The sequence below is a fragment of the Nocardioides sp. NPDC000445 genome, assembly GCF_040300245.1.
In the GTDB taxonomy this organism is placed as follows: Bacteria; Actinomycetota; Actinomycetes; order Propionibacteriales; family Nocardioidaceae; genus Nocardioides.
Genome location: NZ_JBEPDH010000017.1, coordinates 59955 through 83533 on the forward strand (window position 1 = coordinate 59955; position 23579 = coordinate 83533).

Consider the following 23579-nt stretch of genomic DNA (forward strand, 5'->3'; position numbering starts at 1 on the left):
TTACCCCCGTGGGTACGACCGAGGCTGTTACTTTCTCCCGGCGCCGCACCATGTGGCGCACAGACGGAGACAGGGAGAGACATACATGAAGCTACACAAGCGCACACTGGCGGCCGCAGTCGTCGCCGCCGTTCTGATCGGGGGATGCATCGGCCTGAAGAACGACCAAGCCAGCGCGTCAACAGCCGCGAAGCCCCAGGCCGCCGAATCGAGCGAGCCTCAAGTAGCCACGTCGGACAAGTCTCAGTCATCCGCGAGCAAGGACTCGAAGAAGGTATCGGTCGGAAGAGGCAAGGTGGCGCCTGATCCAGCCGCGAGCAAGGCTGGCAAGCCCCCGGCGAAGACTGCAAAGGGCCAGGACGCGGCCGTGGAGGGATTCGTCGAGACCATGGCTTGGGCACTCACCTCCGAGGTGAGCGCGGCCTCCCCGCAACAGGTTGGCGAGGCGCTCGGCGAGAACCTCAACTTCGCAGACGCCACGCTGATCGAGGGGTTCGACCGCAGCGGCGGAGCCTCGGTGGCCATCGAAGAGGGCGCCTATCGGGTTTTGGGTTACTCCGGCTCAGCGGAGAACCCCGACCAGGTCATGGTGGAAGTCTCGGTGCCCATGACCATTGACGGACGTCGGCACCGCATGATCGCTGGCGGCGTGATGGTGCTCACCTCCGAAGGCTGGAAGGTTGCCAGCATGCGCCCACGCGGGGTCAAGCCGGACGAGACCGTGGTCGACCAGGCCGACATCGTCGAGGAACTGACGGCGGGCGACCAGGGGTTGGGCTGGCAGCGCTTCCTCAGCGGCGGTGAGGGATGAGCGACATCCTCGCTAGGGCAACGCGGGGCTTGATCGCTCTCAGTCTGGCGGCCGGCGTGCTGGTAGGGGTGCACATCGTGTCCTCGACGCCGGCGTCGGCGGCAGCGGCCTACCGCATCCTGGTCACGGGTGACTCAATCACCCAGGGATCGAACAGCGACTACACGTGGCGCTACCGGTTGGTCAAGAAACTGAACCAGACCGCACCCGGTCAGTTCGAGATGGTCGGCACTCGCTCCACACTCTTCAACAACGTCACCAACGAGCAGGGATCGACGAACTACGCTGACAGCAACTTCACCGGCAAGGCGCACTCAGCTCTGTGGGGCACGACCTACGAGATTCAGGTCGACAACATCGCGAGCCAGGTCTCGAGTACAAACGCGAACGTTCTGGTGACGATGCTGGGATCGAATGACCTTGCGTACCGCACTTCTCCCGCCGCGACCATCGAGAACGTTCGACTATTCGTTCAGAGGGCGCGAGCAGCGAACCCAGGCATCGACATCGTCATCGGCGAGGTCGTCACCAAGTGGGATCCTTGGAGCGGAAACCTCAATCTCACCTCGGAGACTCAGGACTACGCATCTCGTCTCGCGACCCTAGCGTCCTCACTGAACACATCCAGCGAGCGCGTGGTAACTGCCAATACGCGCAACGGCTGGGATCCGACCAAGCACACCTGGGACGGCACGCACCCGAACGCCACGGGCGAGACCCTCATCGCCCAGCGAATCTCGGAAGGCCTCGCCAAGATCGGGATCGGCGCGGCCTCCCCGAACATCTTCCAGACCACGAACTGGAACGTTCAGGCCCCTCAGCCCTCGGTCGCTACGGCAACCGAGAAGGCCACGTTGTCGTGGTCCCGCAACTCGACTGGCGCGACGGGCATGTTCATCCAGACCCGGATCGACAACATCAACCAAACGTGGCAGGAACTGCCCTACGCCGTCGGGAACCCTGACAGTTGGACCCTCGATCCGCTTGCGGCTGGTGGCACCTACCAATTCAGACTCCGCCCGACGAAGGGATTCATGGAGGGAGCAGCCGGATCCTCGGTGCAACGGACGATCGATGGCATCACACCTGGTGCGCCTACCGGCCTCGTCACCACCCAGGTGGCGACAGGCGACGCCAACGTTGTGAAGATGAAGATGTCGTGGGACGCCGGAGCCAATGCGCAAGGTTACATGCTGGCTCAGCGGCGCTACCCCGGGAACAACTCGTTCATGGAACTCCCCTACCCAATCACGGGCACATCATGGACGTTCGACTACCTGAGTGCGGGGAGTTATTACGCCTTCCGAGTCAAGTCGAACCGTGGTTTCCTTTCCTCCGGATGGTCAACCGGAGCCGTCAAACGCTCCAAGGGCATTCCATCCAACCCCAGCTACGCGGTTATGGGCGACTCGTACTCCGCGGGGAACGGCATAAACACTAACACGTGGGAGTACGACGACCCGGACTGCTTCCGCGACTACGACAGCTGGTCGACACATGTGGCGTCATATTACAACCCCGATCGCAGGATCATCGCCTGCTCCGGCAGCAGGATCGCGGACATGTACCCGTATCAGGCAAACATGGTGGAAGAGCACTTCTCCGCGAACCCCGACGCGGCCAAGATGATCACAGTGAGTGTTGGCGGCAATGACGTGGGATTCACAGACGTCCTCATGAACTGCGTCGTTTCGGCATGTAACACATCGGAAAATGAGGCAGAGTTCAGCTACCGCGTGAGCGTTGCCGAACCACGCCTAGAGGCGTTCTACTCCCTGCTGTCAGACCGCTTCATGTACACCGACATCATTGCCATGGGATACCCTTCTCCTCTCGGCGGCGGAACGGGATACGACCTCGTTTGCGCTCAATTCTCTGAGGCAGAAGGCGACTTCATTGCGCAGGGCACTCGCCAGCTCAACGCCGCCATCGACCGGGCGGCTGCCAAGAGCAACGTGTGGACGGGGTTAGGGCCTCGCATCGAAACGGCTTTCCGTTCGCACGGCGCCTGTGATACGACGCCTTGGATCCACGCACTAGATAAAATGGGGGGAAGCTTTATACCCACCGGGAACTCCTTCCACCAGAACCCAGCCGGACACCTCCAGTACGGGATGATCATCAATGGCTACCTCATCGATCACACGAGCTAAGGCACCCGTCCTGGCCATGGTCCTGGCTTCCGTCGTGCTCCTCGTTGGATGCTCCTCCGGGGTGGAAAAGTCGAGTCAGACGCCCGGCCCCACAGAACAGGAGCCCAAGGCGGCGGAACGGGATCCAGGCTCCGTTACGCCCTTCACGAAGGTGGAGCAGGACGACCTTGCGGATGTCGGCATCGAGGCGTTGACCGACACCGTCACGTGGGACGCGGTGACCGAGGCGGCTCTTCGCCCCGCGGAGCCGAAGTACGGGGAGTTGTTCGCGGTGCTCGCCGCGCAATACGTCACCGACAGCCGGGACCACGAGTTGCCCGCCGTCGAGGTCGACCAACTCCTGGACGGCCCAGCGTCTCTCCACAACTTCCTGGTCAGTGACCATGCTGGCCAGGTGGATCTGGGGACGAAGCGCTACATCGACGTACGAATCAGCCCATGGATCAGGTCCGACGTCGAGGACACGGGAGCCCTGGTCATCCGCACCCAGCTCAACGCGTTCATCCGCGCCTCCGTCGGCGGGTATCCAGCAGACTCATGGGTGCGATTCCGCATGGACGTCCGCCACGACGGGACCCGGTGGCGGCTGACCGGGTTCATCAACGCGACAGGGTCATCCGATCTAAAACTCACCGCATGGCAAAAGGAGCTGTACTTCTACTCCGGTGAAGGGTGGCGTCGCATTCCTGCCTCATCGTGACCACAGCGACGTGCGCGGTCATCTGAAGCAGGGTCTCGGTTGACCGCGCCGTCACGTGCGTACGACCCTTGAAACGACCGCACACACTCCCAGATGCTCTATCGTGTCGGCCGTGCCAGCGCCGCCAGATCCTCCCGCAACGTCTGTGGAGACGCTTCCCACAGTGAAGGTGCTCACCATTGTTGCCGCAACCGTCATGATCGGGTGCCTGTCCGTAGCCGCCCTGGCAACGGGATGGGTCATCCTCGTGCTCGTCATCGGCGCGGACGGCTGGGAACAACTGTTCGCACTCCTCGGTCTGGGCATCGCCGGACTGGCGTTGCTGGCCGCACTCCCGCACGCGCTGATCCTGCGATGGGCCAGGCGTCATCCGCGATCCATTGCCTCACCATGGCCCACTCTCGTAGCCGCGCTCTGCACCGCCGCCCCCATTCCTGCGACGGTTCTGTACTTCTTCGAGAAGACTCCGGCCCAATACACCCTTCTCGCTGCCGTCCTCATGGTGCTGCTGGCCGCCGAAGTCGCTCTGATGCTCCGCGTGTGGTGGCATCCTCGGAGTGTGGTCTGGCTCAACAGTCGGTGACGCACGGCGCCCGGCGCAGGCGCTTTACTTCTGGATACTGCACAGCCACTCGACCGGCTCGAAGCCCATGGCCTCGTTGACCTGGATCATGTGGGCGTTGACCTCGGCGTTGTACCTTCCTCGGTGCCCGCTACAGACGCATCGCGCGAAGACGTGGCCGCAACCGAGCCCTCGTCGCTGTCGGCCGGTCCACCCTCGTCATCATCTGGAACCCTCCTCAGCGACCCCGACGCCCGCTTCCATGACCTCGGTCCAGACCACGGCGAGCGCACTCGCTCCACCGCCAACGTCAAGCGCAGCGCCGTCCGCACACTCGAAGCCATCGGCTACGTCACCCTCACGCCGGCGGCCTGACCAGCACCTTTACCCGACTCCGTCGGGTGCTGCCGCCTGCCTGCATGGGTCCATTCTCTGACTAGATTTCTTCACGCGGCCTCTCCTGGTGGTCCTGCGCGATTGGTAGTCGAAGACCTCGAGCAGAACCCCGGAGGGGCCGTTCGGACAGGGCCGACACGAGAACGCGTCGCCCCCACGACATCGCTGGCGACAGGGAGATCAGCTGTCCGTCAGCGGGGAAGTCCGTGTCCGCCTACAGGGATCTTGGCGTGTCCGCTGACACCTGGGCGACGCGGCCGAGGCGACCATCGTCCAGCGAGCGACGGTGATCGCCGTGACCTCTACGACCCAGGCAACGAGAGCCGGAACTCGTAGGCTGCAGAGCAGCCGGGTTCGGGCCTCATCATGGATTCCGCAGAGATTCCGCAGGAGAGCCGTCAACGCACATCGACCACCGCCATTCACCGTCCGTCACATCGTCCCTGACCTGCACTTCTATGAGCAGCCGGCGTCGACCGTTAATCGCTCGGGCGTTCGAGCTCTACTACGACATCTAGAATTCGTTCTAGTACACATGTGGCCCCTGACCTGCAACTTCGCAGGTTCAGGGGCCACTGTCGTTCTCGCGCTGAAGGCGAAGCAACGCTACGCGCCACTACCTAGCATCGCCACGGCGAACGCCGCATACTCCTTGGCAACCTGATCCGCGGAAAGTGGTCCGTCGACGCTGAACCATGACGGCAGCGACGTACACATCGTGGCGATCGCACGACAGGCTGTGCGGACGTCCGCGCCCGGGAAGGCGCGTGCCGCCTGTTCATCCAGCAGATACTGCACTTCGTCTCGGAGACCGGTGACCCGGTGGAGGTCGTCTCCCGAAAGGCCGCGCATCTCGCTGGCTCCGAGGAAGGCAAGGTCGCCGCGGACCGCGTGGAAGAGGGCCAACGACTCGACCATCAGGGCTAGTGCATCCTGTGCGTCAGCCCCTTCCTCGCGGGCCGCGAGCAGCCGCCAGCGAATCTCGGTCATGGTGATGTCGAGCAACGCGAGAAGGATCTGCTCCTTGGCCGGATAGTGGTGGTAGATGCCCGCCACGCTCATCCCGCTCTCGGCCGCGACCTCACGCATGCTGGTCGCGTGGAAACCCTGTCGTACGAAGAGCCGGGCAGCCGCCTCCAGGACTGGTTCGAGTTCGAGATCGTCATAGCGGCGCCAGTCCCTCGCCTCTGCCGCCGACTGTCCCACGGACGGGGCAGGCGGGGTCGGTTCACCGCGCATGAGCCGGCCTGCGGGGACATCGAGCAGATCGGCGATCCGATGCAGGCGCGCCACCGTCATGGGCGTGCGGTCGTTCTCGAGCGCGCTCATCGTCGCCGGGCTCAGGTTCAGCTGGCTGGCCAGCGACCGCAATGACAGACCCTGCGCCAGGCGTGCGCTCCTGACGGCGGACCCCACGGTTCGTTCAGTCACACCGAACATCCTAACCCGAACTTCCCCTTTGGCGAACAAGACCGTACGATCATTCGGTCTAGTTCAGTCAGATCGGAGGAACCATGGCGCTCGACACCGATGACCTGGTCCGGCTCTGCCGGCTCGGACCCGCGCTGGTCGCGGCCACCGGGGACGAGGAATGGTTGGAGGCCACGGCCGAGCTCATCAGCGGCGGCAAGTCCAACCTGACCTTCACGCTGACCAGCGCCGCGGGCCAGCTGATCCTGCGGCGGCCACCCACCGGAGAGCTGCTGCCCACAGCTCACGACATGGCGCGCGAGGTCCGGGTGCAGTCAAGCCTGGCCGACACCGATGTTCCGGTGGCGCGGATCGTCCTGCACGACGAGGGTGAGCTGATCGGCGTCCAGTGCTACGTGATGGACAAGGTCCCGGGCCACATCATCCGGGCCGAGCTGCCCCCCGGGTACGCGGAGTCCCCCGCCGAGCGGAAGCAGATGGCCTTCAGCTTCGTCGACACCCTCGTCGCCCTGCACTCGGTCGACCAGGAGGAGGTCGGCCTCGGCGACTACGGCCGACCCGCCGGGTTCATGGAGCGCCAGGTCCGGCGCTGGACGGGACAGTGGGAGGCGTCTCGCACTCACGATGTCGCCGAGATCGACGAGCTCGCGCGCCGTTTGGCGGCCGGCGTACCCGGCCAGGAGCGGAGCACGATCGTGCACGGCGATTTCCGCATCGACAACGTCCTCTACGACACCGGGGACCCGGCGAGAATCAACGCCGTCCTCGACTGGGAGCTCTCCACGCTGGGCGATCCGCTGACCGACCTCGGGCTGCTGTCGCTTTACTGGCGCAGCGCTGCTGACAGCGAGCTGAGCCTCATTCCGGGCGTCACGCACCTGCCCGGCTTTCCCGACCGCGGCGACCTGCTCGAAAGGTATGCCGCTGCTTCTGGCGCCGACCTCTCCGACATGGGCTTCTACCAGGCCTTCGCCCACTTCAAGTTCGCCGTCATCGCCCAAGGCGTGGCGGCGCGCTCTGCCGCCGGCGCGATGGGCGGGCAGGACTTCGGCAACCTCGACGACGAGATTCTCGGCCTGGCTCAGACCGGCCTCGAACACATCTAAGGAGACAGTCATGGACTTCGCACCCTCAGCCAGGGCCCAGGAGGCCTGCGACAACATGTGGGACTTCATGCGCGAGCATGTCTTCCCCGCTGAGCCCACGTGGGCGGCCTACCTTGCCGAACACGGTGAGCACAGCACCCCGCCGGTGCTCGAGGAACTCAAGATCGAGGCCAGGCGACGGGGCCTGTGGAACCTCTTCCTGCCCAAGCTCTCGGGCATGTCCAACCTCGAGTACGCCGCTGTCGCCGAGATCTCGGGCTGGTCACCCGTGATCGCTCCCGAAGCCATCAACTGCCAAGCCCCCGACACCGGCAACATGGAGACCCTCGAACTCTTCGCCACCGAGGACCAGCGCAAGCGGTGGCTCGAACCGCTGCTCGGCGGACACATCCGCTCCGCGTTCGCGATGACCGAGCCTGATGTCGCGTCCTCGGACGCCACCAACATCACCACCTCGATCGAGCGCGACGGCGACGAGTACGTCATCAACGGCCGCAAGTGGTGGATCACCGGTGTCGCCGACGAGCGGTGCGAGATCTTCATCGTGATGGGCAAGACCGACCCGGGCGCCGAGACGCACCGCCAGCAGTCGATGGTGCTGGTGCATCGCGACACACCGGGCCTCACCATCGAGCGGCACCTGCCGGTCTTCGGCTACCAGGACCAACACGGCCACTCACAGCTCCGGTTCGACGATGTGCGGGTTCCAGTCACCAATCGACTCGCCGGCGAGGGCGATGGGTTCGCGATCGCCCAGGCACGACTCGGTCCAGGCCGCATCCACCACGCCATGCGCGCGATCGGGATGGCCGAGAGGGCACTGGCCCTGATGGTCGACCGCGCCAGGTCCCGCATCGCCTTCGGGCAGCACCTGGCCGAGTTCGCCAACGTGCAGGACATGATCGCCAACTCCCGCATCGAGATCGACCAGGTCCGGCTGCTGGTCTACAAGGCCGCGTGGCTGATCGACCGGCACGGCGCCAAGGGGGCCAAGGCCGAGATCTCCGAGATCAAGGTCGCGGCCCCTGCCGTCGCACTGGCTGTCATCGACCGCGCCATCGAGGTCTTCGGAGCGATGGGAGTCTCCGACGACACCATGCTGGCCGGCTTCTACGCCTGGGCACGTGTGCTGCGTATCGTCGACGGCCCCGACGCCGTCCACCGACGCACGATCGCCCGCCAGGAGCTCAAGCGCACCCCTCCCTACACAGGCTGAACCGGAGTCCCGATGCAACACCCACTTCAACGCTTCCGTCTCGACGACAAGATCGTCCTCATCACCGGAGCAAGCTCCGGACTTGGCGTCGGATTCGCCCGCGCCACCGCGGCCGTCGGCGCCACCGTGGTCCTCGCCGCCCGTCGCGAGGACCGCCTCACCGCGCTCGCCGAAGAACTACGCGCCGGCGGCACGACCGTGCTCACCCACCGCACCGACGTCTCCGTGCAACAGGACTGCCAGGCACTCGCCGCCGCGACCGTCGCCGAGTTCGGACGCATCGACGTGCTCATCAATAACGCCGGTATCGGACCGGCGGCCCCGGCCCTGCGCGAAAGCCCCGACGTCTTCACCCAGGTCATCGACGTCAACCTCACCGGGACCTACTGGATGGCGCACGCGTGCGCACCTCACATGCCCGAGGGGTCCTCCATCGTCAACATCGCCAGCGTCCTCGGCCACGTCGCCTCCCGGTTTCCGCAGGCCCACTATGCAGCCAGCAAGGCCGGAGTCCTCGGCCTCACCAGAGACCTGGCCCAGCAATGGTCCCGACGCCGCGGGATCCGCGTCAACGCGCTCTCGCCCGGCTACTTCGCCAGCGAGATCACTGACGCCGAAGGCGGCCACCTCCTCCGCGACATGGTCGCGGACAACAGCATCCTGGGACGCTTCGGCGAGCAAGAGGAGCTCGACTCCGCACTCCTCTTCCTGGCCACACCCGCCTCCTCCTATATGACCGGCGGCTCCCTGACCATAGACGGAGGCCTGAGCGCCATCGTCTGAGCCGACATAGCCACGGCTGGGCATCGACACAGACGCGGAGCGGTTTCAAGCAGATTGCTTGACAGCCCACTTTCACGTCATCAGACTCGTCCATATGACTGAATCAAATGATCGAGTTGCGACGCCCCCTCCCCCACCAAGCACCCGCGACGTCGCCGTCCTCGGATGCGGAAACATGGGCTCCGCCATGGCCCGGGCGCTTCTCGCGTCCGGGCGCCGGGTGATCGTGTGGAACCGCACCACCGAACGAGCCGAGGCCCTCGCCCCCGACGGCGCCGAGGTGCGGACATCCGCCGAGAAGGCACTCACCGAGGCGCCTTTGGCGATCCTCTGCCTGGGATCGACCGACGACGTTCGGAGCCTCTTGGACACGGTGGCTCCCGAACGGCTCACGGGCTCCACGATCCTCAACGTGACCAGCGGGACCACCCAGGACGCGCGCGCGTTGCAGGACTGGGCGCAGGCGCACGGGGTCAAGTACCTCGATGCGGCGATCGGCGCCTACCCCGAGCAGATGGGCACCGAGGATGCTCGCATCATGGTGGCCGGCGACGAAGGTCTGTGGAGCGCCAACAAGGCGGCCATCTGCGACCTCGCGGGATCATCGATGTACGTGGGCACGGACCCGAGTGCGGCAAACGCCATCGACGCCGCCCTGACCGGCGCCTTCTACATCTCGAGCCTGGTGGCGTTCGCCGAAGCCACCCGCTTCATGAACAGGTTCGGCGTCTCCCACGACGTGCTGTCCACCCTGAGCGCGTACTCGGTGTCCGTACTCGATACCCAGGTCAAGCACATCCTCAGCCGCATCGCAGCTGACGACTTCTCCACGGAAGAGGCGACTCTCAACGTCTATGCCGATGCCGCTGCCACTTTCGCCGTGACCCTGAACGAACAGGGCGACGCCCCCATGATCAAGAGCACCGCAACGGTGCTGAGAGATGCGGTCGACGCGGGCCTCGGAGACGAGGACCTTGCGGCCGTGGTCACGCTCCGATCCTGACCCGCCACAACGGTTGCGGGCGCGCGGGCACAAACCCGAGAAACGCGTTGCCCGCACCTGGGGGAAGGCTGAACGCCTCAGCCGAGGAACGCCTTGAGCATCGCCTGGGCAGTCTCGAGCTCGCGTAGGACCAGCTTCTCGTCGCCGTGAGTGATCAGCTGCATGCACAGCCCATCGACCAAGGAGACGACGACCCTGGTCACCGTCTCGAGCTGGTCCTCCGGAAGAGGCGTCTCCGCACCGCGGAGGAATCCCTTCCAGGCATCGATGAACATCCCGTACACCCGAACCGCGAACTCCGGGTCATTGCGCTCCGCCCACAGCCAGATCTCGATCTGGGTCTTGTTGGCGGCGGGGTTGTCGATGGCCCACCGGATCGAGTCCTCCAGCACAAGCGCGGCCATCGCCGCCACGGGCTGCCCTTGGAAGTCAGCATGTTCCTTGAGGTCGGCGCGCGTGAGCTCGGCCAACTGCTCGAACACAGCCCAGAGGAGGTTCTCCTTGGTCTGGAAGCAGTAGTGGAGGGTCGCCAGCGGCGCCCCCGCCTCCTCTGCGATGCGCCGTGTCGTCGCTCCATCGACTCCCACCCGAGCAATGACAGTCACAGCGGCATCGATGAACTGCCGGCGTCGAACTTCTGTGGGAACGTGCGCCACGACTCCTCCAAGCGGACTCGACTCAGTCAATTGAACAAGTAAAGACTAGCAGCAGAGCGAGCACATACTCATTCGAACCATGGGGCGGTCGAGGAAGGAGTGAGTCAGGCCTTCACCGCCGACGCGGCATCATCGAACTGGGCGAACGAGTTGGTCACTTCGGCACCCTCCTCCTTGAGCAGGAAGATCGGGTCGGCCATGGTGCCCTGGTGCTCGACGAAGCCGGTGCCGGGAGCGCAGACCGACCAGCCGAGGAGCCGCTGGATGTCCTCGTCGAATCCCTTCACGACCTCGGGCGCGTACGTCAGGTAGGCATTCTCCTCCTGGCGGAGGAAGCCCAGGTCGAGGCCGATCGTCAGGCCGATCCGGTTGCTGTCGGAAGAGTTCGTGCCGCCGCCGTGGAACGTGCCGCCGACCCAGATCAGGGCCGATCCGGCACTCATCTCGGTCGGGATCGCCTCATCGGTGCGCGGACCACGGCTGTCGTCCCACTTGTGGCTTCCGGGCACCACCATGGTGCCGCCGTTCTCGGCGGTGAAGTCGGTGACAGCCACCATGATCTGGACCCGTGCCTGGCGGTAGCCCTCGGGGTGGCGCCACTGCCAGACTCCGTCGTCGCGGTGCAGCGGCTGCGCGCCCTCACCCGGGTGGATGTCGATGATCGAGCTGACCCCGACGGTGTAGTTCGGCGTGAGCTCGAGCTCGTGCTCGCCGAAGAAGCCCTTCTGCGGAACCTCGAGGAAGTGGCTGGCGATGCCCGCATAGTGCGGGTGACGAACGGCCGTCGCCGCGTGCTTGGTGTGCTGGAAGATGCCGTAGAGACGCTTGGTCTTGTGACCGGAGAAGTCGTCCTGGCCCCAGGGCGTGGCGGCCATCGCGGCGTCGATGTCACTGCGCAGCTCGGCCACGGTCCGGGCGTCGAAGAAGTCCTTCAGGATGACGCCGCCGTCGCGCTCGACGACGGCGATCGCGTCCTCGAGCGACGCCGTGGCGTCGAGGGTGGTGAGGGTGGTCATGACACTGCCTTTCGTACGGGAATGCGTGCTCAGTTGTGGTTCAGGACGGCAGCGAGCGCCTCGGCGGTCGCATCGACGTCGTCAGCCGAGTGGACGGCGGAGAGGAAGACCTTCCCGGAGGGCATGAACAGGAAGCCGCGCCGCAGCATCCCGTCGAGGATGTCGTTCCACAGGCCGCCCGTGCCGTGGATCCCGGTGGCGCCGCCCTCGGGGACGTACTGGAGGAGCGAGCCGACCCGGTTGAGGCTTCCACCGCCGGGCGTGTCGGCGAGCACCTTTCCGATGGTGGCCTCGAACTGCTCGGAGACGGCCTCGAGACGCTCGTAGACCGACGGGTCCGCGAGCACGCCCATGGTCGCGGTCACGGCGGCCATGGCGATCGGGTTGGCGTTGAACGTGCCGGCGTGGACGACACCCGCACCGACCTGGTCGACGAGGTCGGCACGACCGATGACGGCACTCTGGGTGAACCCGCCCGCGATCGCCTTGCCGAAGACCGAGAGGTCCGGAAGGACGCCGTACTTCTCCGCCGCGCCACCGCGGGCGATCCGGAAGCCGGTGATGACCTCGTCGAAGATCAGGACGACGCCGTACTTGTCGCAGAGCGCACGGAGAGCCGGCAGGAACTCCGGCAGCGGCGCCTCGACGCCACCGTTGCTGACGATCGGGTCGACGAGGACGGCAGCGATGTCGCGTTCGGCGGCCTCGGCCAGCAGTCGCTCGGCCATGGCGACGTCGTTGAACCGCGCCACGACCAGGTCGTCGAGACCGGTCGGGCTCTGCCCCTTGCTCGCCGGTACGGCGGGCCGGCCACTGTCGGCCTCCTCGAGGCCGGCGTAGACCGAGTCGTGCCAGCCGTGGTAGCTGCGGGCGAACTTCAGGATCCGGTGGCGACCGGTCGCCGCACGGGCGAGCCGCAGCGCCACCTGTACCGCCTCGGTGCCGGTGTTGCTCCAGACCAGCCGCTCGCCCTGGGGGACGGCCTCCAACACCGCCTCGGCGGCGAGGTACTCCTGCTCGTGGCTGGTGCCGATGACCTGCATCCGCGCGGCGACCTCCCGCACCGGCTCCACGACCCGCGGGTCGCTGTGGCCGAGGACCAGCGGACCCCACGCCATCACGTAGTCGGTGTACCGGTCGCCGTCGAGGTCCCAGACGTAGGCGCCCCGCGCCTCTCGGACGAACAAAGGGTGAGGACGCATCGCGGCCCTCATGCCCGACCCCACCCCGTTGCCGATGCTGCGACGGGCCCGCTCGAAGGCGATGCGTGAACTCTCCAGCGCCATGACGCTCCTTCTCCGAATGTCCGACTCAGCCGTCGAGGCCGAGGTAGTCACCGAGCTCGGCGTAATCGACCTGCCACAGGCCGGCGGAACCGACCGGGTACTGCGAGCGGAAGCCGAGGATGCGCTGGACGCGCGGGGCCAGGGTCGTGGCGAGGTCGCGGTCGACGAGGAACGGGTAGGCCTCCTCGCCGGTGAGGAAGCCCGGGTTGAACGCGAAGGCGACGGCACGACGGTACTCGTCGGCGGTCTTGTTCGCGCCACCACCGTGCGCGGTCTTGCCGCTGAAGAACAGCGCGTCGCCGGCCTGCATCACCGCCGGGACCGTGTCCTCCGGGGTGCCGCGGTCCTCGAAGTCGTCCCAGTGGTTGCTCCCGGGGATGACGCGGGTGGCGCCGTTCTCCTCGGTGAAGTCGGTGAACGCGATCAGGAAGTTGACGCAGACCTCCGGGCCGTTCTTGCCCAGCCCGACGAAGGGGTGCCAGTTCTCGAGGTCGCGGTGGAGGAACTGGGCGTCGTTGCCGGGACCGATCTCGATCACCTGGGCGGTGGTCATCCAGTAGGTTCCGGACTCCTCGAGGAACGTCGCGTCGCAGAGGTCGTGGACCAGATCGTGGTTGATGATCTCGTCGCGGAAGGTCGGGCTGAGCGTGACCAGGTTGGTGAGTCGCTTGGTGTTGCTGCCGTGGAACGCGGCGACGATCTCGTTCTCGTGGGTCGACCCCGGCGCGAGCGCCTGCATCGCCGGCTCGACGTCGGCGTTGAACCGGTCGATCTGGTCCTTGCTCAGGAAGTTCTTGAGGATCACGCCTCCGTCGCGCGCCACGATCTCGAGGATCTCCTCGACCGGCGTGCCCCGCGGGACGGACTGCAACGAGGCGACATCAGGGGTGACGGTCATGGACATGCTCCTAGCTGTGGTCACGAGTTGTTCAAACGACTGTATCATCTGATCATGTGAGGTGGAACACCCTCTTCCCGCCCTGACGAACCCCTGGAGTCGCCATGAACCGGACCCTCTGGACCGCCCTTCTCGACGAGGAGTCCGCACGGATGGCCCAAGTGCTGGCCGTTGCCCTGCCGACGCCGCTGCACACGCTCGGGCTCGAGGGCGTGCGCGCTTTCGCGGCCCCGCAGCCGCCGCCGCGGCTGACCCCGATCGCGACGGTGCGCGACCACCACACCGGTGAGCCGGCCGTGCGGATCCGCGAGTACCGCCCCGAGGAGAGAGCCTCGCTGCCGGCCGTGCTCTACCTGCACGGCGGCGGGTTCACCGTCGGCAGCCTCGACGGCGTCGACGAGCTGTGTCGCCGCATCGCCGCGCAAGCCGGGTGCGCGGTGTTCTCGGTGGAGTACCGGCTTGCTCCCGAGCACCCATACCCTGCCGCGCTCGACGACGTCCGCGCGGCGTACGCCTGGCTCCTCGACGACGCGCTGCGTCTCGGTGTCGACCCGGCCCGGATCGCGGTGGCGGGTGACTCCGCAGGAGGCGGCCTGGCGGCATCGCTCTGTCTGGCGCTGCGCGAGGAGGGCCGTCCGCAGCCGGTGATGCAGCTGCTCGCCTATCCCGCCGTCGACGACACCTTCTCCCGCCCGTCGTGGTCCGACTTCGCCGACGCTCCCCTGCTCGGCCGCGAGGACGCGCTGTGGTTCCGCGACCAGTACCTCGGCACGGTCGGCTACCCCCAGGACGTGCTCGCCAACCCGATGCGCGCGACGACCCTCCGAGGCCTGGCGCCCGCCCACATCATCACCGCCGAGGTCGACCCGCTCCGGGACGATGCCGAGGCGTACGCCGCCCGGCTCGCCGCCGACGGCGTCAGCGTCACCCGGAAGCGGTACGCCGGGGTGTTCCACGGCTTCTTCACCGAGGTGGAGGTCTACACGAAGGCGCGCGAGGCGGTTGCGGAGGCGTGCGTGCGGCTGCGCACCGCGTTCGCGGGCTGAACCGATGGAAGGGGCCCCGTCACCGGGCCCCTCCCTCATCACACGAGGTCCTCAGATCTCGATCCAGGTGGTCTTGAGAGTCGTGTACTTCTCGAGGCCGTGGACGCTACGGTCCGCGCCGTGACCGGACAGGTTCCGGCCTCCGAACGGGACCGAGCTGTCGCCTTCCTCGTAGCAGTTGACCCAGACCATGCCGGCCTTGATCTGCCGCGAAAGCCGGTGCGCACGGCTGAGGTCGCTGGTCCAGATCGCCGACCCGAGCCCGAAGTCGGAGTTGTTGGCGATCTCGATCGCCTCCTCCTCCGTGCGGAAGGTGTGGACTGCCAGCACGGGACCGAAGATCTCGTGCTGAGCCAGGCGGCTGTCGGGATCGACGTCGGTGAAGACGACGGGGTTGACGTAGAGCCCGCCCTCCCGCTTCTCGTCGGACCCCAGCACGAGCGTCGCTCCGTCGGCGATGGCCTTGCCGACCTCGGCGAGCACGTCGTCGCGATGGGCGGCGTACGCCATCGGGCCCATGGTGGTCGCCGGGTCGAGCGGGTCGCCGATCACGTGCTCCTCGAGGTGCGTGACGACCCGCGCCACGAAGGCGTCACGGATGTCCTCGTGGACGACCAGACGGGAACCGGCCGTGCACATCTGACCGCTGTTGAACGAGATAGCCCACGCCGCCATCCTGGCCGCCTCGTCGAGGTCAGGGGCGTCGGGGAAGACGATGTTGGGCGACTTGCCACCGAGCTCGAGCGAGACCGGCTTGGCATTGGACTCCCCCGCGTACGTCAGCAGCTTCTTGCCGATCTCGGTGGAGCCGGTGAACGTCAGGGCGTCGACGTCGTGGTGCAGGGCGATCGCCGAACCGACGACCGAGCCGTTGCCGGTCACGACCTGGAGTACGCCGGCCGGGAGCCCCGCCTCGGCGGAGAGCTCGACGGCACGGAGCAGCGACAGCGGTGTCTGGGTGGCCGGCTTGACGACGATGCTGTTGCCGGAGGCGAGCGCCGCCGGGATCTTGAACATCGCCAGCGTCATCGGGAAGTTCCACGGCGTGATGGCACCGACGACGCCGAGCGGCTCACGGGTGACCAGTGCCACCGCACCGTTGCGACCACGCGGAGCCTCGTCGTACAGCTTGTCGGCAAGCTCGCCGTACCAGCGGATCGTGTTGGGCGCGGTGCGCAGCTCGACGTTCCACGCGACCGAGACCGGCTTGCCCATCTCGAGGGCGAGCAGCAGGGCGAGCTCATCACGGTTCTGATCGAGCAGGTCGGCCCACTTGATCAGCACATCGGCACGCTCGCGCGGCTCGATGCGCGACCAGACGCCGCTCTCGAACGCCTGGCGTGCGCCGCGCACGGCGCGGTCGACGTCACTGGCGTCGGCGCTGGCGACGTTCGCGATGACGGCACCGTCACGCGGGCTGGTGAGCGGAAGGGTCTTGCCCGATCCCCTGTCCCACGTACCGTCGATCCACATCGCCTCGGGTAGCGAGGTCTGGTCGCGGAGGTCGAGCCAGTCCTGGAGCGTGGTGAGGGCGCTGGTTGTCGTGGTGGTCATCTGAGATCTCTCCTCAAGCGTTCTGGGGGGCGAGCCGAGCGCGGCCGGCAGCGAGCTGCGTGGACTGTTCGACGAGCCAGTCGAAGGCGGGGTCGGGCTCGACCGACCACTCGGGGTGCCACTGGACACCCAGCACCGGAAGGCCCTCGAGGGCGATGGACTCCACGACGCCGTCGGCGGTGCGACCGGTCACGACCAGTCCCTCTCCGGGGCGGTCGACGGCCTGGTGGTGCCAGGAGTTGGTCTGACGACGCGGTCCGTAGATCGCGTGGACCCACGAGCCCTCGACGAACTCGACGACGTGCCCGGGGTCACCCGCCGACGGAGCAGCGTTGCCCGTCGAGTGGATGATCGGACCGTCGTCCTCGAGGTGCTCGATGAGGGTGCCGCCCCGGACCACGTTGAGGAGCTGGTGACCTCGGCAGATGCCCAGCAGCGGGATCCCCGCCGCGATAGCGGCCTCGATGAGTGCCGCTTCGTACGCGTCGCGACCCAGGTCGTGGGCATCGTGCGACCAGCGCGGGTCGACGTCGGGGTCCACGGTGGCCTGACCGCCCCAACGGGAGGGGTGCACGTCCTGACCACCGGTGATGACCAGGCCGTCCAATCGCTCGACGACCTCGGTCGCCTCGACGCTCCACGGCAGCTCGACCGGGATGCCACCGGCCCGGGCTACGCCCTCGGCGAAGTCGGCGAAGTAGGTCGAGATCTGCCGGTCGCGGAACCTCGGCGAGGTCTTGTCCATCATGCCTAACGTCAGCAACCGGCCGGTGATGCCGATGAGTGGCTTCATATCAATGTCCTCCGATCCGCGCCACGACGCGGATCTCATGGCCCGACGCAAGTGCGTCGAAGCCCTCGTTGATGGTCTCCAGGTCGAACGCCGCCGTCACCAGGTCGTCTAGCCGGAGCACGCCGAGCCGGTTGAACTCGGCGTACATCGGGATGTCGACCTTGAAGTGGTTGGATCCGAGGAACGACCCCTGCAGACGCTTCTCCTCCAGGAAGAGCTCCGACCCACGGATGTCGATCTGGTGGCTGTCGGGGATCATCCCCATGACGGTGGCCGTGCCACCGGGCCGGAGCATGGCGAAGGCCTGGCTGGCAGTCGCGCCGGCACCCACCGCCTCGAAGGCGTGGTCGACGCCACCGGCGGACAGCTTCCGGACGGCAGCGACGGCGTCACCCTCGCGGGCGTTGACGACGTCGGTGGCGCCGAACTCGAGCGCCTGCTCGAGCTTTTCGGGCACCACGTCGATGCCGATCACGCGCACGGCGCCGGCCAGTCGGGCGGCCTGGAGGGCCGCGAAGCCTACGCCGCCGAGGCCGATGACCGCGACGCTCTGGCCCGTACGGACCCGGGCGCTGTGCAGCACCGCTCCCATGCCGGTGGTGACGGCACAGCCCAGGATGCTCGCGGTCGCCGGCCGGACGTCGTCCGGGATCACCACGAGGGCGCTCTGGTGGACGAGAGTCATCTCGGCGAAGCCGCCGATGCCGGCCGTGGGGCGCACGGCCTCCCCCCGCAGGTTGGTGAACCGGGGACGCTCACGCTCCTGGGCGAGCCTGCCCCGGTTGACACAGAGGGTCTGGCGACCTTCGAGGCAGTATGAGCACGACCCGCACGACATCGACAGGCAGGTGACCACCCGGTCGCCGGGGGCGAACCCGGTGACGCCGCTCCCGACCTCGACGACCTCGCCGACGACCTCGTGGCCGAGGAGGATCGGTACGGCCGTCTCGAAGGTGCCGTCGATCTCGTGGAGGTCGGAGTGGCACAGGCCGGCGTGGTCGACCCTGACCAGCACCTCGCCCGCAACGGGAGCATCGACGAGGAGCTCCTCGATCTCCAGCCGCCCGGGGGCGGTGTTGAGGACCGCCGCCTTGATACGCCTGCTCATGCGAGCTCGAAGTATCGGGCGGACTCCCAGGCCGTGAGGCCGACATCCGGTTCGCCACCCATGGCGTGGAAGGCCAGCCACTCCCAGCGGCGGGTCCCCAGCCAGTACGTCACGAACTCCTCGCCGAGCACCTCGGGCAGGACCTTGTCGGCCTCGAGCGCCGCGGCCGCCTGGGTGATCGTCGTCGGGATGTTCTCGACCAGGCCCGGCGGGAGCGCCCAGGCAGAGCCGACGAACGCCTCCGGCGGCTCCACTGCGTTCTCCATGCCGTAGACACCGGCGCCGGTGACGGCGGCAGCGACGAGGTAGATGTTCGAGTCCGAGCCCGGCAGGCGGTACTCGATCCGCGAGTACGCCGGGTGGCCGGTGACCGCGCGGATGGCGGTCGACTTGTTGTGGAGCCCCCACGTGACGGTGGTCGGCGGACCCTCCAGCGGAACGATCCGGCGGTAGGAGGTGATGAACGGCAGCGCGATCGAGCTGGTGCCGGGCATCGCCTGCATGACACCGCCGATGAAGTGGCTCATGGTCTGCGACGGACCGTCCGCGCTGTAGAAGGCGTTCGCGCCGTTGGTCGCGAGGGAGATGTTGATGTGCGAGGCCTGACCCCAGGCGTCGGACCACTTCGCCATGAAGGTCACCGTGCGACCCAGGTCGTAGGCGACCTCCCGCATGATCTGGCGCGTGCGCGCCCAGCGGTCGGCGACATCGACGACCTCCCCGACGGCAACGTTGATCTCGATCTGGCCGGCGGCGGCCTCGTCGTTCCACGCCTCCCAGGCGATGCCGACCTCGCGGAGGCGGGCCTCGACCGCCTCCAGGTACTCACGCCAGTCGGAGGACTTGGCGAGCACGTACGCCGAGCCGGCTGTCCCACCCAAAGGGGTCAGCCCCTCGAAGCCCTTGGCGCGGGCCTCCTGGATCGACTCCTCGAAGACGGTTGCCTCGATCTCGACCGCGGCCACGACTTCGTAGCCGGCCTCGGTCGAGCGGGCGACGACCTTGCGCAGCAGGTTGCGCGGGCACACGGAGACTGGCTCACCCTCCGCGGTCCAGAAGTCGCCGATCACGGCCGCGACGCCGGGACGCCACACGACCAGCGTATCGAGATCGACCCGGAGGAAGATGTCGTCCAGCTCACCGCGCCACGACGGGAACGGGACTCCTAGAACCGGGAAGCTGCCCAGGTCGTTGCCGAAGACGACGTCGGCAAAGGCGAAGCCCTGGTCGAGCCCACCGACGAACTTCTCCACCGACAGCGTCTTGCCGACGAACGTCCCGTCCAGGTTCGTGGCCTGGACCTGGACGGACGTGATCTCGTTGTCTGCGAGCCACTGGCTGATCTCTGAGCTCTGCATATCAACCACCGAACCGAACCTTCCAGTGCGCACCGCACATCACAGATGACTGGGCCGCCGACCCGACGCCCGATACCAGGCCGAGAGCAACCGCGATCAGGAACGAGTCGACCTGACCACTGAGAACCGCCGCGAGAGCCGGTCCGTAGCCGTGGATCTCGTAGCTGTCGTCGCCATCACCGAGGACCTCCTGGGCCTCTTCGTCCCAGCAGACGACGACCAGGCGCCCAGGGAAGCCCGGGGTGCCCCGGTTCACCGCCCAGAAGTTGGCGGCTGCCTCACGCCACTCCGGGAGCGGCGGGGTCAGAAGCTTGGCCGCGGCCTGACCGACGGGGTCGGCGGTCTCACCGACTGTGTACTCAGGGTCGAAGTGGAGTTCCACCGGCTCGACGCCGAAGGCCACTCCGTGACGGACGTGGACGCCGGTCCCGTCGAACGTCAGGGTCGCAGCCTGGGCGTCCGTGACGGACTTCAGGGCGACCTCCCCGTTGGTCTGCGCGACCAGATCGCGCAGCTCGGGCACACGGACGCTCGCCCGGAGCGTCCGCGCCAGCGAGAGCACGAGGGGCGTTGGGTCAGCCTCAGTCGCAATCATTTCTGCCGCACTGTTCAAGTAAGCTCACTCCAATGATCAAGCGACTGGATCGTTTGATCAAGTATGACGCGGGTCACTTTCCGTGTCAACGGCCATAGACAGGATCAGCGAGTGCCCGCGCTGGCTCTCGCTCGTAGACGACGAAGGAGTACGTAGGCGACGTCGCCTACGTACTCCTTCGCTCTGTGCCTGACGCCCGAATCAGTGCAGGAAGATCACGTCTGGCGGATCAGCGCCTGGAATGCACCCGGGTGCCGCAGGCTGGAGAGCGCGACCGCGATCAGGATCCCCAGCGGGAAGAGCAGGCTCACGGCGTACCCGAGCGTGTAGAGGTAGCCCTCAGGAAGCCCCGGGATCCCCGGAACATAGGCCGACGAGAGGATCAGCGTGATCACGGCCGCACCGAATGCCGCCCCGATCATCATGATCGTCCCGGGGATGCCGGCCGCCATCCCCGCCTTCTCCTCACTCACGACCAGCTGCGGGATCGCAAACGCTCCACTGTACCCAGCACGGCTGCCGAGCCCGACGAGACCCGAACCGATGAGGTACTGCCACGCGTGGTCGTGCGCGAAGACCATCCAGGCGAGTCCGATCGCGCAGACAAGAGCACCACCGGCGAGGATGAACGCCGGCCGACCTTGCTGAATGGCTCTCTCGGCCACCTTCCCGCTGATGAGCATGGTGAGCGCGAACGGGATCATGAGAAGGCTGGTGCCCAGCGCGTCCATCCCCAGGCCGTAGCCCACCTCCGCGGGAGTCTGGGTGTAGTAGCTGACCAGGAGGACAAAGGCAGCGTCGATTGCGCCGATCAAGAAGGACGCGACGAACGCGGTCGTCGTGAACGGCCGCTTGAGCATGCTGAGGTCGAACACGGCGGTCGGCGAGTTGCGCTGCGACACCGCCCAGGCGATACCCAGAGCGATGCCGGCAGCGAACAACGCGAAGCAGACGGTCCTGCTCCAGACGCTGACCTGCGAGACGGCGAGAAGCACCACAGCGACCCACGCGATCAACCACGCCGTCCCGAACACACCGATCTTCGCCGAGGACGCGGGCCGCGACGCGGGCACGGTGATCAACAGCGCGACGGTGGTGACGAGGAACGATGCGGCCAAGACGTAGAAGAACGCCGAGAGCGACAGGTACCTGACGGCAAGGCCGCTCCCGACCATGCCCAGGACGACAGCGCCGCCGGTCGCCATGATCAGCACGCTGACGGCGGTGGCGATCGAGCTGCCGGACAGGTGCCGACGCAGGAACCCGACCGGCAGCATCTGCGCCGCGCTACCGAAACCGAGCAGGGCGGACCCGACCACCAGAGCCGCGTACGAATCCACGATCGCCGGAGCAAGGGCCCCCACCACCAGTACCGCACCCGAACCCAGGAACACCGCTCGCTCCGGGACCACGTCCTGCAGACGCGGGATGAGCACGAATCCAGCGCCGCTCCCGAGGGCCAACGCGGTGAAGATCCAGGTCGCCGCCGAGACGCCGATCGAGTACTGCGCCTGCATCAACGGCAGCAGGGGGCCGAGCATGAAGCTGATCGCCATCGTCACCGTGCTCAAGAGCGCGGCAACGCTGATCAAGGCCACCCGTCGACTGCGCTCGCCTGCGCCGACATCGGCGCCCTGGAAGGTGTCATTCAGCTGAGTCATCGATTCTCGCTCCTCTTTCGAAAGCACCAAGACGTTGCCCGCGACGTATCGGTGTGGTGTGGGTCACAGAAGCGTAATCGCAATGCGATCATTTGATCAAGTAAAGTGATCCAGTCGTATGAACGCTTCGACTGACGTGGCCCGCCGACTCACCGCGCGGGCGCCGCAACAGAGGCCGTCGCCGCCCGCTAGGAGGGATCGGTGACCGCGAGATCGGGCGCGACCTCCAGCACCAGAAGAGCCGCTGCCACGTGGGTGGGATTGTCCTCCAGCTTGACCACCGACAAGTCGTTGGCCCGCGAGACCCGGCGCTCGACGGTGTTCCGATGAGCGTAGAGAGCAGCTGCGGTGCGCGTCGTGTTGAAGCCGCTCTGGACGTAGGTGAGGAGCGCCTGTCGCAACGTCTCGTCGGCTTCAGCAAGCGGCCCGAGCGTCTTGGTGACGAACCGCTGCGCACTCGCACGATCCTTCGTCAACGTGTCGATGAGCTCGACATCCGTGTACGCCGTGAAGCGGCGCATCGAACCAAGTCGCATGACCATCGCCTGCGCCGCGAGAGCGTCCTGGTGGCTCGACCCGAAGTCTTCCAGCGCGTATCCGGGCCTCCCGAGCGCTGACTGGACCTGGTCAGCCTCGACAAGAAGCGTCTCGACGTCGCGCAGATCCGGGGAATCCGTTCCCGACAGCCACAGCCAGCGCGACGTCGTGCTCGCGCGTGCGACCAGGGAGGCTCGCCCCGGCGGCGTGGATCGCACTGCGTCGACGACTTCCTCGAGGGAGTCGAGGTGGCGCGGGTCGTCGGTCCACAGGACCATGGCCTGATGCCACCGCGCCAACCGGTAGTTCAGGCGCCGCTCGGCGAAGTCCTGGGGAATGGAGGCACCGTTCGCGATCATCTGGATCATCGCAACTGCGACGGCGTTGGCATTGCTCTTCGCGTCAGCGACGACACTGGCCTCGCGGAAGGCGGCGGCCCAGTCGATGGCGTACTGCACCAACGACTGGGCCGCCACGTGCAGGACCTCCACCAGAAGGTCCGGGTCCGTGCACTGTGCCAGGCACACCCCCAGCCACCTGCGCCAGGCCACCGCGAGAGCTGCCCGCCAGCCTTCGGCGAAGTCCGGGTCGAGACCACGCAACGCCAGGTCGTGGATGTAGGCGGTCGTCCGTGCCCCGATGTAGGGCTCGACCCGGAAACCCGGGCGCTGGATGTTCGACGTGAGCCAGTGCACGACATCGGAGTGGTTGACCTGCCGGTCCTCGTGGGCCAGAGCCGCATCGGAGAAGAGCGTATGGTCGTTCTGAGCCGTGCGGGCGGTGCCCGTGACCATGTCGACCAGCCCATCCATCGCATTCACATGCTGCTGACAGACCGACCGGATCACGTCCGCAGCCTCTGGGCTCGGCGGGGGCCACAGCTGCTCCAAGGTCGACATGCCTGCCTCTC

The 23579-nt window shown here is 66.8% G+C and carries 22 protein-coding genes; 10 read left to right on the forward strand and 12 right to left on the reverse strand.

Features of this window, described 5'->3' with window-relative positions; all coding sequences use genetic code 11:
- Window positions 1–85 precede the first annotated feature (85 nt).
- From ABT304_RS21650 to ABT304_RS21670, 5 genes are all read left to right on the forward strand, one after another.
- Window positions 86–811 (forward strand): hypothetical protein, encoded by a 726-nt coding sequence (locus ABT304_RS21650; protein ID WP_350718326.1) that lies wholly within the window; start codon window positions 86–88, stop codon window positions 809–811.
- Window positions 808–2964 carry a GDSL-type esterase/lipase family protein gene (locus tag ABT304_RS21655; RefSeq protein ID WP_350718328.1) on the forward strand — a complete coding sequence of 719 codons (2157 nt, stop codon included), beginning with the start codon at window positions 808–810 and terminating at the stop codon, window positions 2962–2964. The genes ABT304_RS21650 and ABT304_RS21655 overlap by 4 nt, the downstream gene beginning before the upstream one ends.
- The gene (locus tag ABT304_RS21660; RefSeq protein ID WP_350718330.1) at window positions 2936–3664 is read left to right on the forward strand and encodes a hypothetical protein; all 729 of its coding nucleotides are present in this window, start codon (window positions 2936–2938) and stop codon (window positions 3662–3664) included. The genes ABT304_RS21655 and ABT304_RS21660 overlap by 29 nt, the downstream gene beginning before the upstream one ends.
- 163 nt (window positions 3665–3827) lie before the next feature.
- Complete coding sequence (locus tag ABT304_RS21665; RefSeq protein ID WP_350718332.1) at window positions 3828–4247, forward strand: hypothetical protein; 420 nt, start codon at window positions 3828–3830, stop codon at window positions 4245–4247.
- Window positions 4248–4400: 153 nt separating this feature from the next.
- A complete protein-coding gene (locus tag ABT304_RS21670) occupies window positions 4401–4601 on the forward strand; it encodes a hypothetical protein (protein ID WP_350718334.1) in 201 nt (66 codons plus the stop codon).
- Between the two features lie 627 nt (window positions 4602–5228).
- Here ABT304_RS21670 and ABT304_RS21675 read toward each other — a convergent pair.
- Window positions 5229–6053 carry a TetR-type transcription factor C-terminal domain-containing protein gene (locus ABT304_RS21675; RefSeq protein WP_350718336.1) on the reverse strand — a complete coding sequence of 275 codons (825 nt, stop codon included), beginning with the start codon at window positions 6051–6053 and terminating at the stop codon, window positions 5229–5231.
- A gap of 83 nt (window positions 6054–6136) precedes the next feature.
- On the opposite strand from ABT304_RS21675, the gene ABT304_RS21680 reads away from it, so the two are divergent.
- The 4 genes from ABT304_RS21680 (at window position 6137) to ABT304_RS21695 (ending at window position 10161) form a co-directional block, all read left to right on the forward strand.
- A complete protein-coding gene (locus tag ABT304_RS21680) occupies window positions 6137–7159 on the forward strand; it encodes a phosphotransferase family protein (protein ID WP_350718338.1) in 1023 nt (340 codons plus the stop codon).
- A gap of 10 nt (window positions 7160–7169) precedes the next feature.
- The gene (locus ABT304_RS21685) at window positions 7170–8375 is read left to right on the forward strand and encodes an acyl-CoA dehydrogenase family protein (RefSeq protein ID WP_350718340.1); all 1206 of its coding nucleotides are present in this window, start codon (window positions 7170–7172) and stop codon (window positions 8373–8375) included.
- Window positions 8376–8387: 12 nt separating this feature from the next.
- Window positions 8388–9158, forward strand: coding sequence for an SDR family NAD(P)-dependent oxidoreductase (locus tag ABT304_RS21690; protein ID WP_350718342.1), 771 nt, complete (start codon window positions 8388–8390; stop codon window positions 9156–9158).
- A 94-nt stretch (window positions 9159–9252) separates the two neighbouring features.
- Window positions 9253–10161 carry an NAD(P)-dependent oxidoreductase gene (locus ABT304_RS21695; protein WP_350718344.1) on the forward strand — a complete coding sequence of 303 codons (909 nt, stop codon included), beginning with the start codon at window positions 9253–9255 and terminating at the stop codon, window positions 10159–10161.
- Between the two features lie 77 nt (window positions 10162–10238).
- Here ABT304_RS21695 and ABT304_RS21700 read toward each other — a convergent pair whose 3' ends face one another.
- The 4 genes from ABT304_RS21700 to ABT304_RS21715 all read right to left on the reverse strand — a co-directional run bounded on the left by ABT304_RS21700 (window position 10239) and on the right by ABT304_RS21715 (window position 14017).
- On the reverse strand, window positions 10239–10766 hold the full coding sequence (locus tag ABT304_RS21700) for a TetR/AcrR family transcriptional regulator (protein ID WP_350718345.1): 528 nt from the start codon (window positions 10764–10766) through the stop codon (window positions 10239–10241).
- A gap of 155 nt (window positions 10767–10921) precedes the next feature.
- Complete coding sequence (locus tag ABT304_RS21705; protein WP_350718347.1) at window positions 10922–11833, reverse strand: phytanoyl-CoA dioxygenase family protein; 912 nt, start codon at window positions 11831–11833, stop codon at window positions 10922–10924.
- Between the two features lie 29 nt (window positions 11834–11862).
- Window positions 11863–13119, reverse strand: a complete 1257-nt coding sequence (locus tag ABT304_RS21710) for an aspartate aminotransferase family protein (RefSeq protein ID WP_350718348.1) — start codon at window positions 13117–13119, stop codon at window positions 11863–11865.
- A gap of 25 nt (window positions 13120–13144) precedes the next feature.
- Window positions 13145–14017 carry a phytanoyl-CoA dioxygenase family protein gene (locus ABT304_RS21715; RefSeq protein ID WP_350718350.1) on the reverse strand — a complete coding sequence of 291 codons (873 nt, stop codon included), beginning with the start codon at window positions 14015–14017 and terminating at the stop codon, window positions 13145–13147.
- Between the two features lie 104 nt (window positions 14018–14121).
- Between ABT304_RS21715 and ABT304_RS21720 the strand changes: the two genes are divergently transcribed.
- Window positions 14122–15063: an alpha/beta hydrolase gene (locus ABT304_RS21720; protein ID WP_350718352.1), complete on the forward strand. Its 942-nt coding sequence runs from the start codon at window positions 14122–14124 to the stop codon at window positions 15061–15063.
- Window positions 15064–15114: 51 nt separating this feature from the next.
- On the opposite strand, the gene ABT304_RS21725 is transcribed toward ABT304_RS21720, so the two are convergent.
- The 7 genes from ABT304_RS21725 to ABT304_RS21755 form a co-directional block, all read right to left on the reverse strand.
- Window positions 15115–16617, reverse strand: a complete 1503-nt coding sequence (locus ABT304_RS21725) for an aldehyde dehydrogenase family protein (RefSeq protein WP_350718353.1) — start codon at window positions 16615–16617, stop codon at window positions 15115–15117.
- 13 nt (window positions 16618–16630) lie between these two features.
- Window positions 16631–17410, reverse strand: coding sequence for a gamma-glutamyl-gamma-aminobutyrate hydrolase family protein (locus tag ABT304_RS21730; RefSeq protein ID WP_350718355.1), 780 nt, complete (start codon window positions 17408–17410; stop codon window positions 16631–16633).
- 1 nt (window position 17411) lies between these two features.
- A complete protein-coding gene (locus ABT304_RS21735) occupies window positions 17412–18518 on the reverse strand; it encodes a Zn-dependent alcohol dehydrogenase (RefSeq protein WP_350718357.1) in 1107 nt (368 codons plus the stop codon).
- Window positions 18515–19876: a glutamine synthetase family protein gene (locus ABT304_RS21740; protein WP_350718359.1), complete on the reverse strand. Its 1362-nt coding sequence runs from the start codon at window positions 19874–19876 to the stop codon at window positions 18515–18517. Before ABT304_RS21740 ends, ABT304_RS21735 begins: the two co-directional genes overlap by 4 nt.
- 1 nt (window position 19877) lies before the next feature.
- A complete protein-coding gene (locus ABT304_RS21745; RefSeq protein ID WP_350718361.1) occupies window positions 19878–20471 on the reverse strand; it encodes a hypothetical protein in 594 nt (197 codons plus the stop codon).
- A gap of 215 nt (window positions 20472–20686) precedes the next feature.
- A complete protein-coding gene (locus ABT304_RS21750) occupies window positions 20687–22132 on the reverse strand; it encodes an MFS transporter (RefSeq protein ID WP_350718363.1) in 1446 nt (481 codons plus the stop codon).
- Window positions 22133–22320: 188 nt separating this feature from the next.
- Window positions 22321–23568 (reverse strand): PucR family transcriptional regulator, encoded by a 1248-nt coding sequence (locus ABT304_RS21755; RefSeq protein WP_350718365.1) that lies wholly within the window; start codon window positions 23566–23568, stop codon window positions 22321–22323.
- Between the last annotated feature and the right edge of the window lie 11 nt (window positions 23569–23579).

Coding starts and splice junctions, on each gene's coding strand:
- ABT304_RS21695 (WP_350718344.1), top strand. CDS start 9,253: ATGACTGAATCAAATGATCGAGTTGCGACGCCCCCTCCCCCACCAAGC.
- ABT304_RS21650 (WP_350718326.1), top strand. CDS start 86: ATGAAGCTACACAAGCGCACACTGGCGGCCGCAGTCGTCGCCGCCGTT.
- ABT304_RS21690 (WP_350718342.1), top strand. CDS start 8,388: ATGCAACACCCACTTCAACGCTTCCGTCTCGACGACAAGATCGTCCTC.
- ABT304_RS21730 (WP_350718355.1), bottom strand. CDS start 17,410: ATGAAGCCACTCATCGGCATCACCGGCCGGTTGCTGACGTTAGGCATG.
- ABT304_RS21680 (WP_350718338.1), top strand. CDS start 6,137: ATGGCGCTCGACACCGATGACCTGGTCCGGCTCTGCCGGCTCGGACCC.
- ABT304_RS21710 (WP_350718348.1), bottom strand. CDS start 13,119: ATGGCGCTGGAGAGTTCACGCATCGCCTTCGAGCGGGCCCGTCGCAGC.
- ABT304_RS21735 (WP_350718357.1), bottom strand. CDS start 18,518: ATGAGCAGGCGTATCAAGGCGGCGGTCCTCAACACCGCCCCCGGGCGG.
- ABT304_RS21745 (WP_350718361.1), bottom strand. CDS start 20,471: ATGATTGCGACTGAGGCTGACCCAACGCCCCTCGTGCTCTCGCTGGCG.
- ABT304_RS21720 (WP_350718352.1), top strand. CDS start 14,122: ATGAACCGGACCCTCTGGACCGCCCTTCTCGACGAGGAGTCCGCACGG.
- ABT304_RS21740 (WP_350718359.1), bottom strand. CDS start 19,876: ATGCAGAGCTCAGAGATCAGCCAGTGGCTCGCAGACAACGAGATCACG.
- ABT304_RS21715 (WP_350718350.1), bottom strand. CDS start 14,017: ATGACCGTCACCCCTGATGTCGCCTCGTTGCAGTCCGTCCCGCGGGGC.
- ABT304_RS21655 (WP_350718328.1), top strand. CDS start 808: ATGAGCGACATCCTCGCTAGGGCAACGCGGGGCTTGATCGCTCTCAGT.
- ABT304_RS21685 (WP_350718340.1), top strand. CDS start 7,170: ATGGACTTCGCACCCTCAGCCAGGGCCCAGGAGGCCTGCGACAACATG.
- ABT304_RS21705 (WP_350718347.1), bottom strand. CDS start 11,833: ATGACCACCCTCACCACCCTCGACGCCACGGCGTCGCTCGAGGACGCG.
- ABT304_RS21755 (WP_350718365.1), bottom strand. CDS start 23,568: ATGTCGACCTTGGAGCAGCTGTGGCCCCCGCCGAGCCCAGAGGCTGCG.
- ABT304_RS21725 (WP_350718353.1), bottom strand. CDS start 16,617: ATGACCACCACGACAACCAGCGCCCTCACCACGCTCCAGGACTGGCTC.
- ABT304_RS21750 (WP_350718363.1), bottom strand. CDS start 22,132: ATGACTCAGCTGAATGACACCTTCCAGGGCGCCGATGTCGGCGCAGGC.
- ABT304_RS21660 (WP_350718330.1), top strand. CDS start 2,936: ATGGCTACCTCATCGATCACACGAGCTAAGGCACCCGTCCTGGCCATG.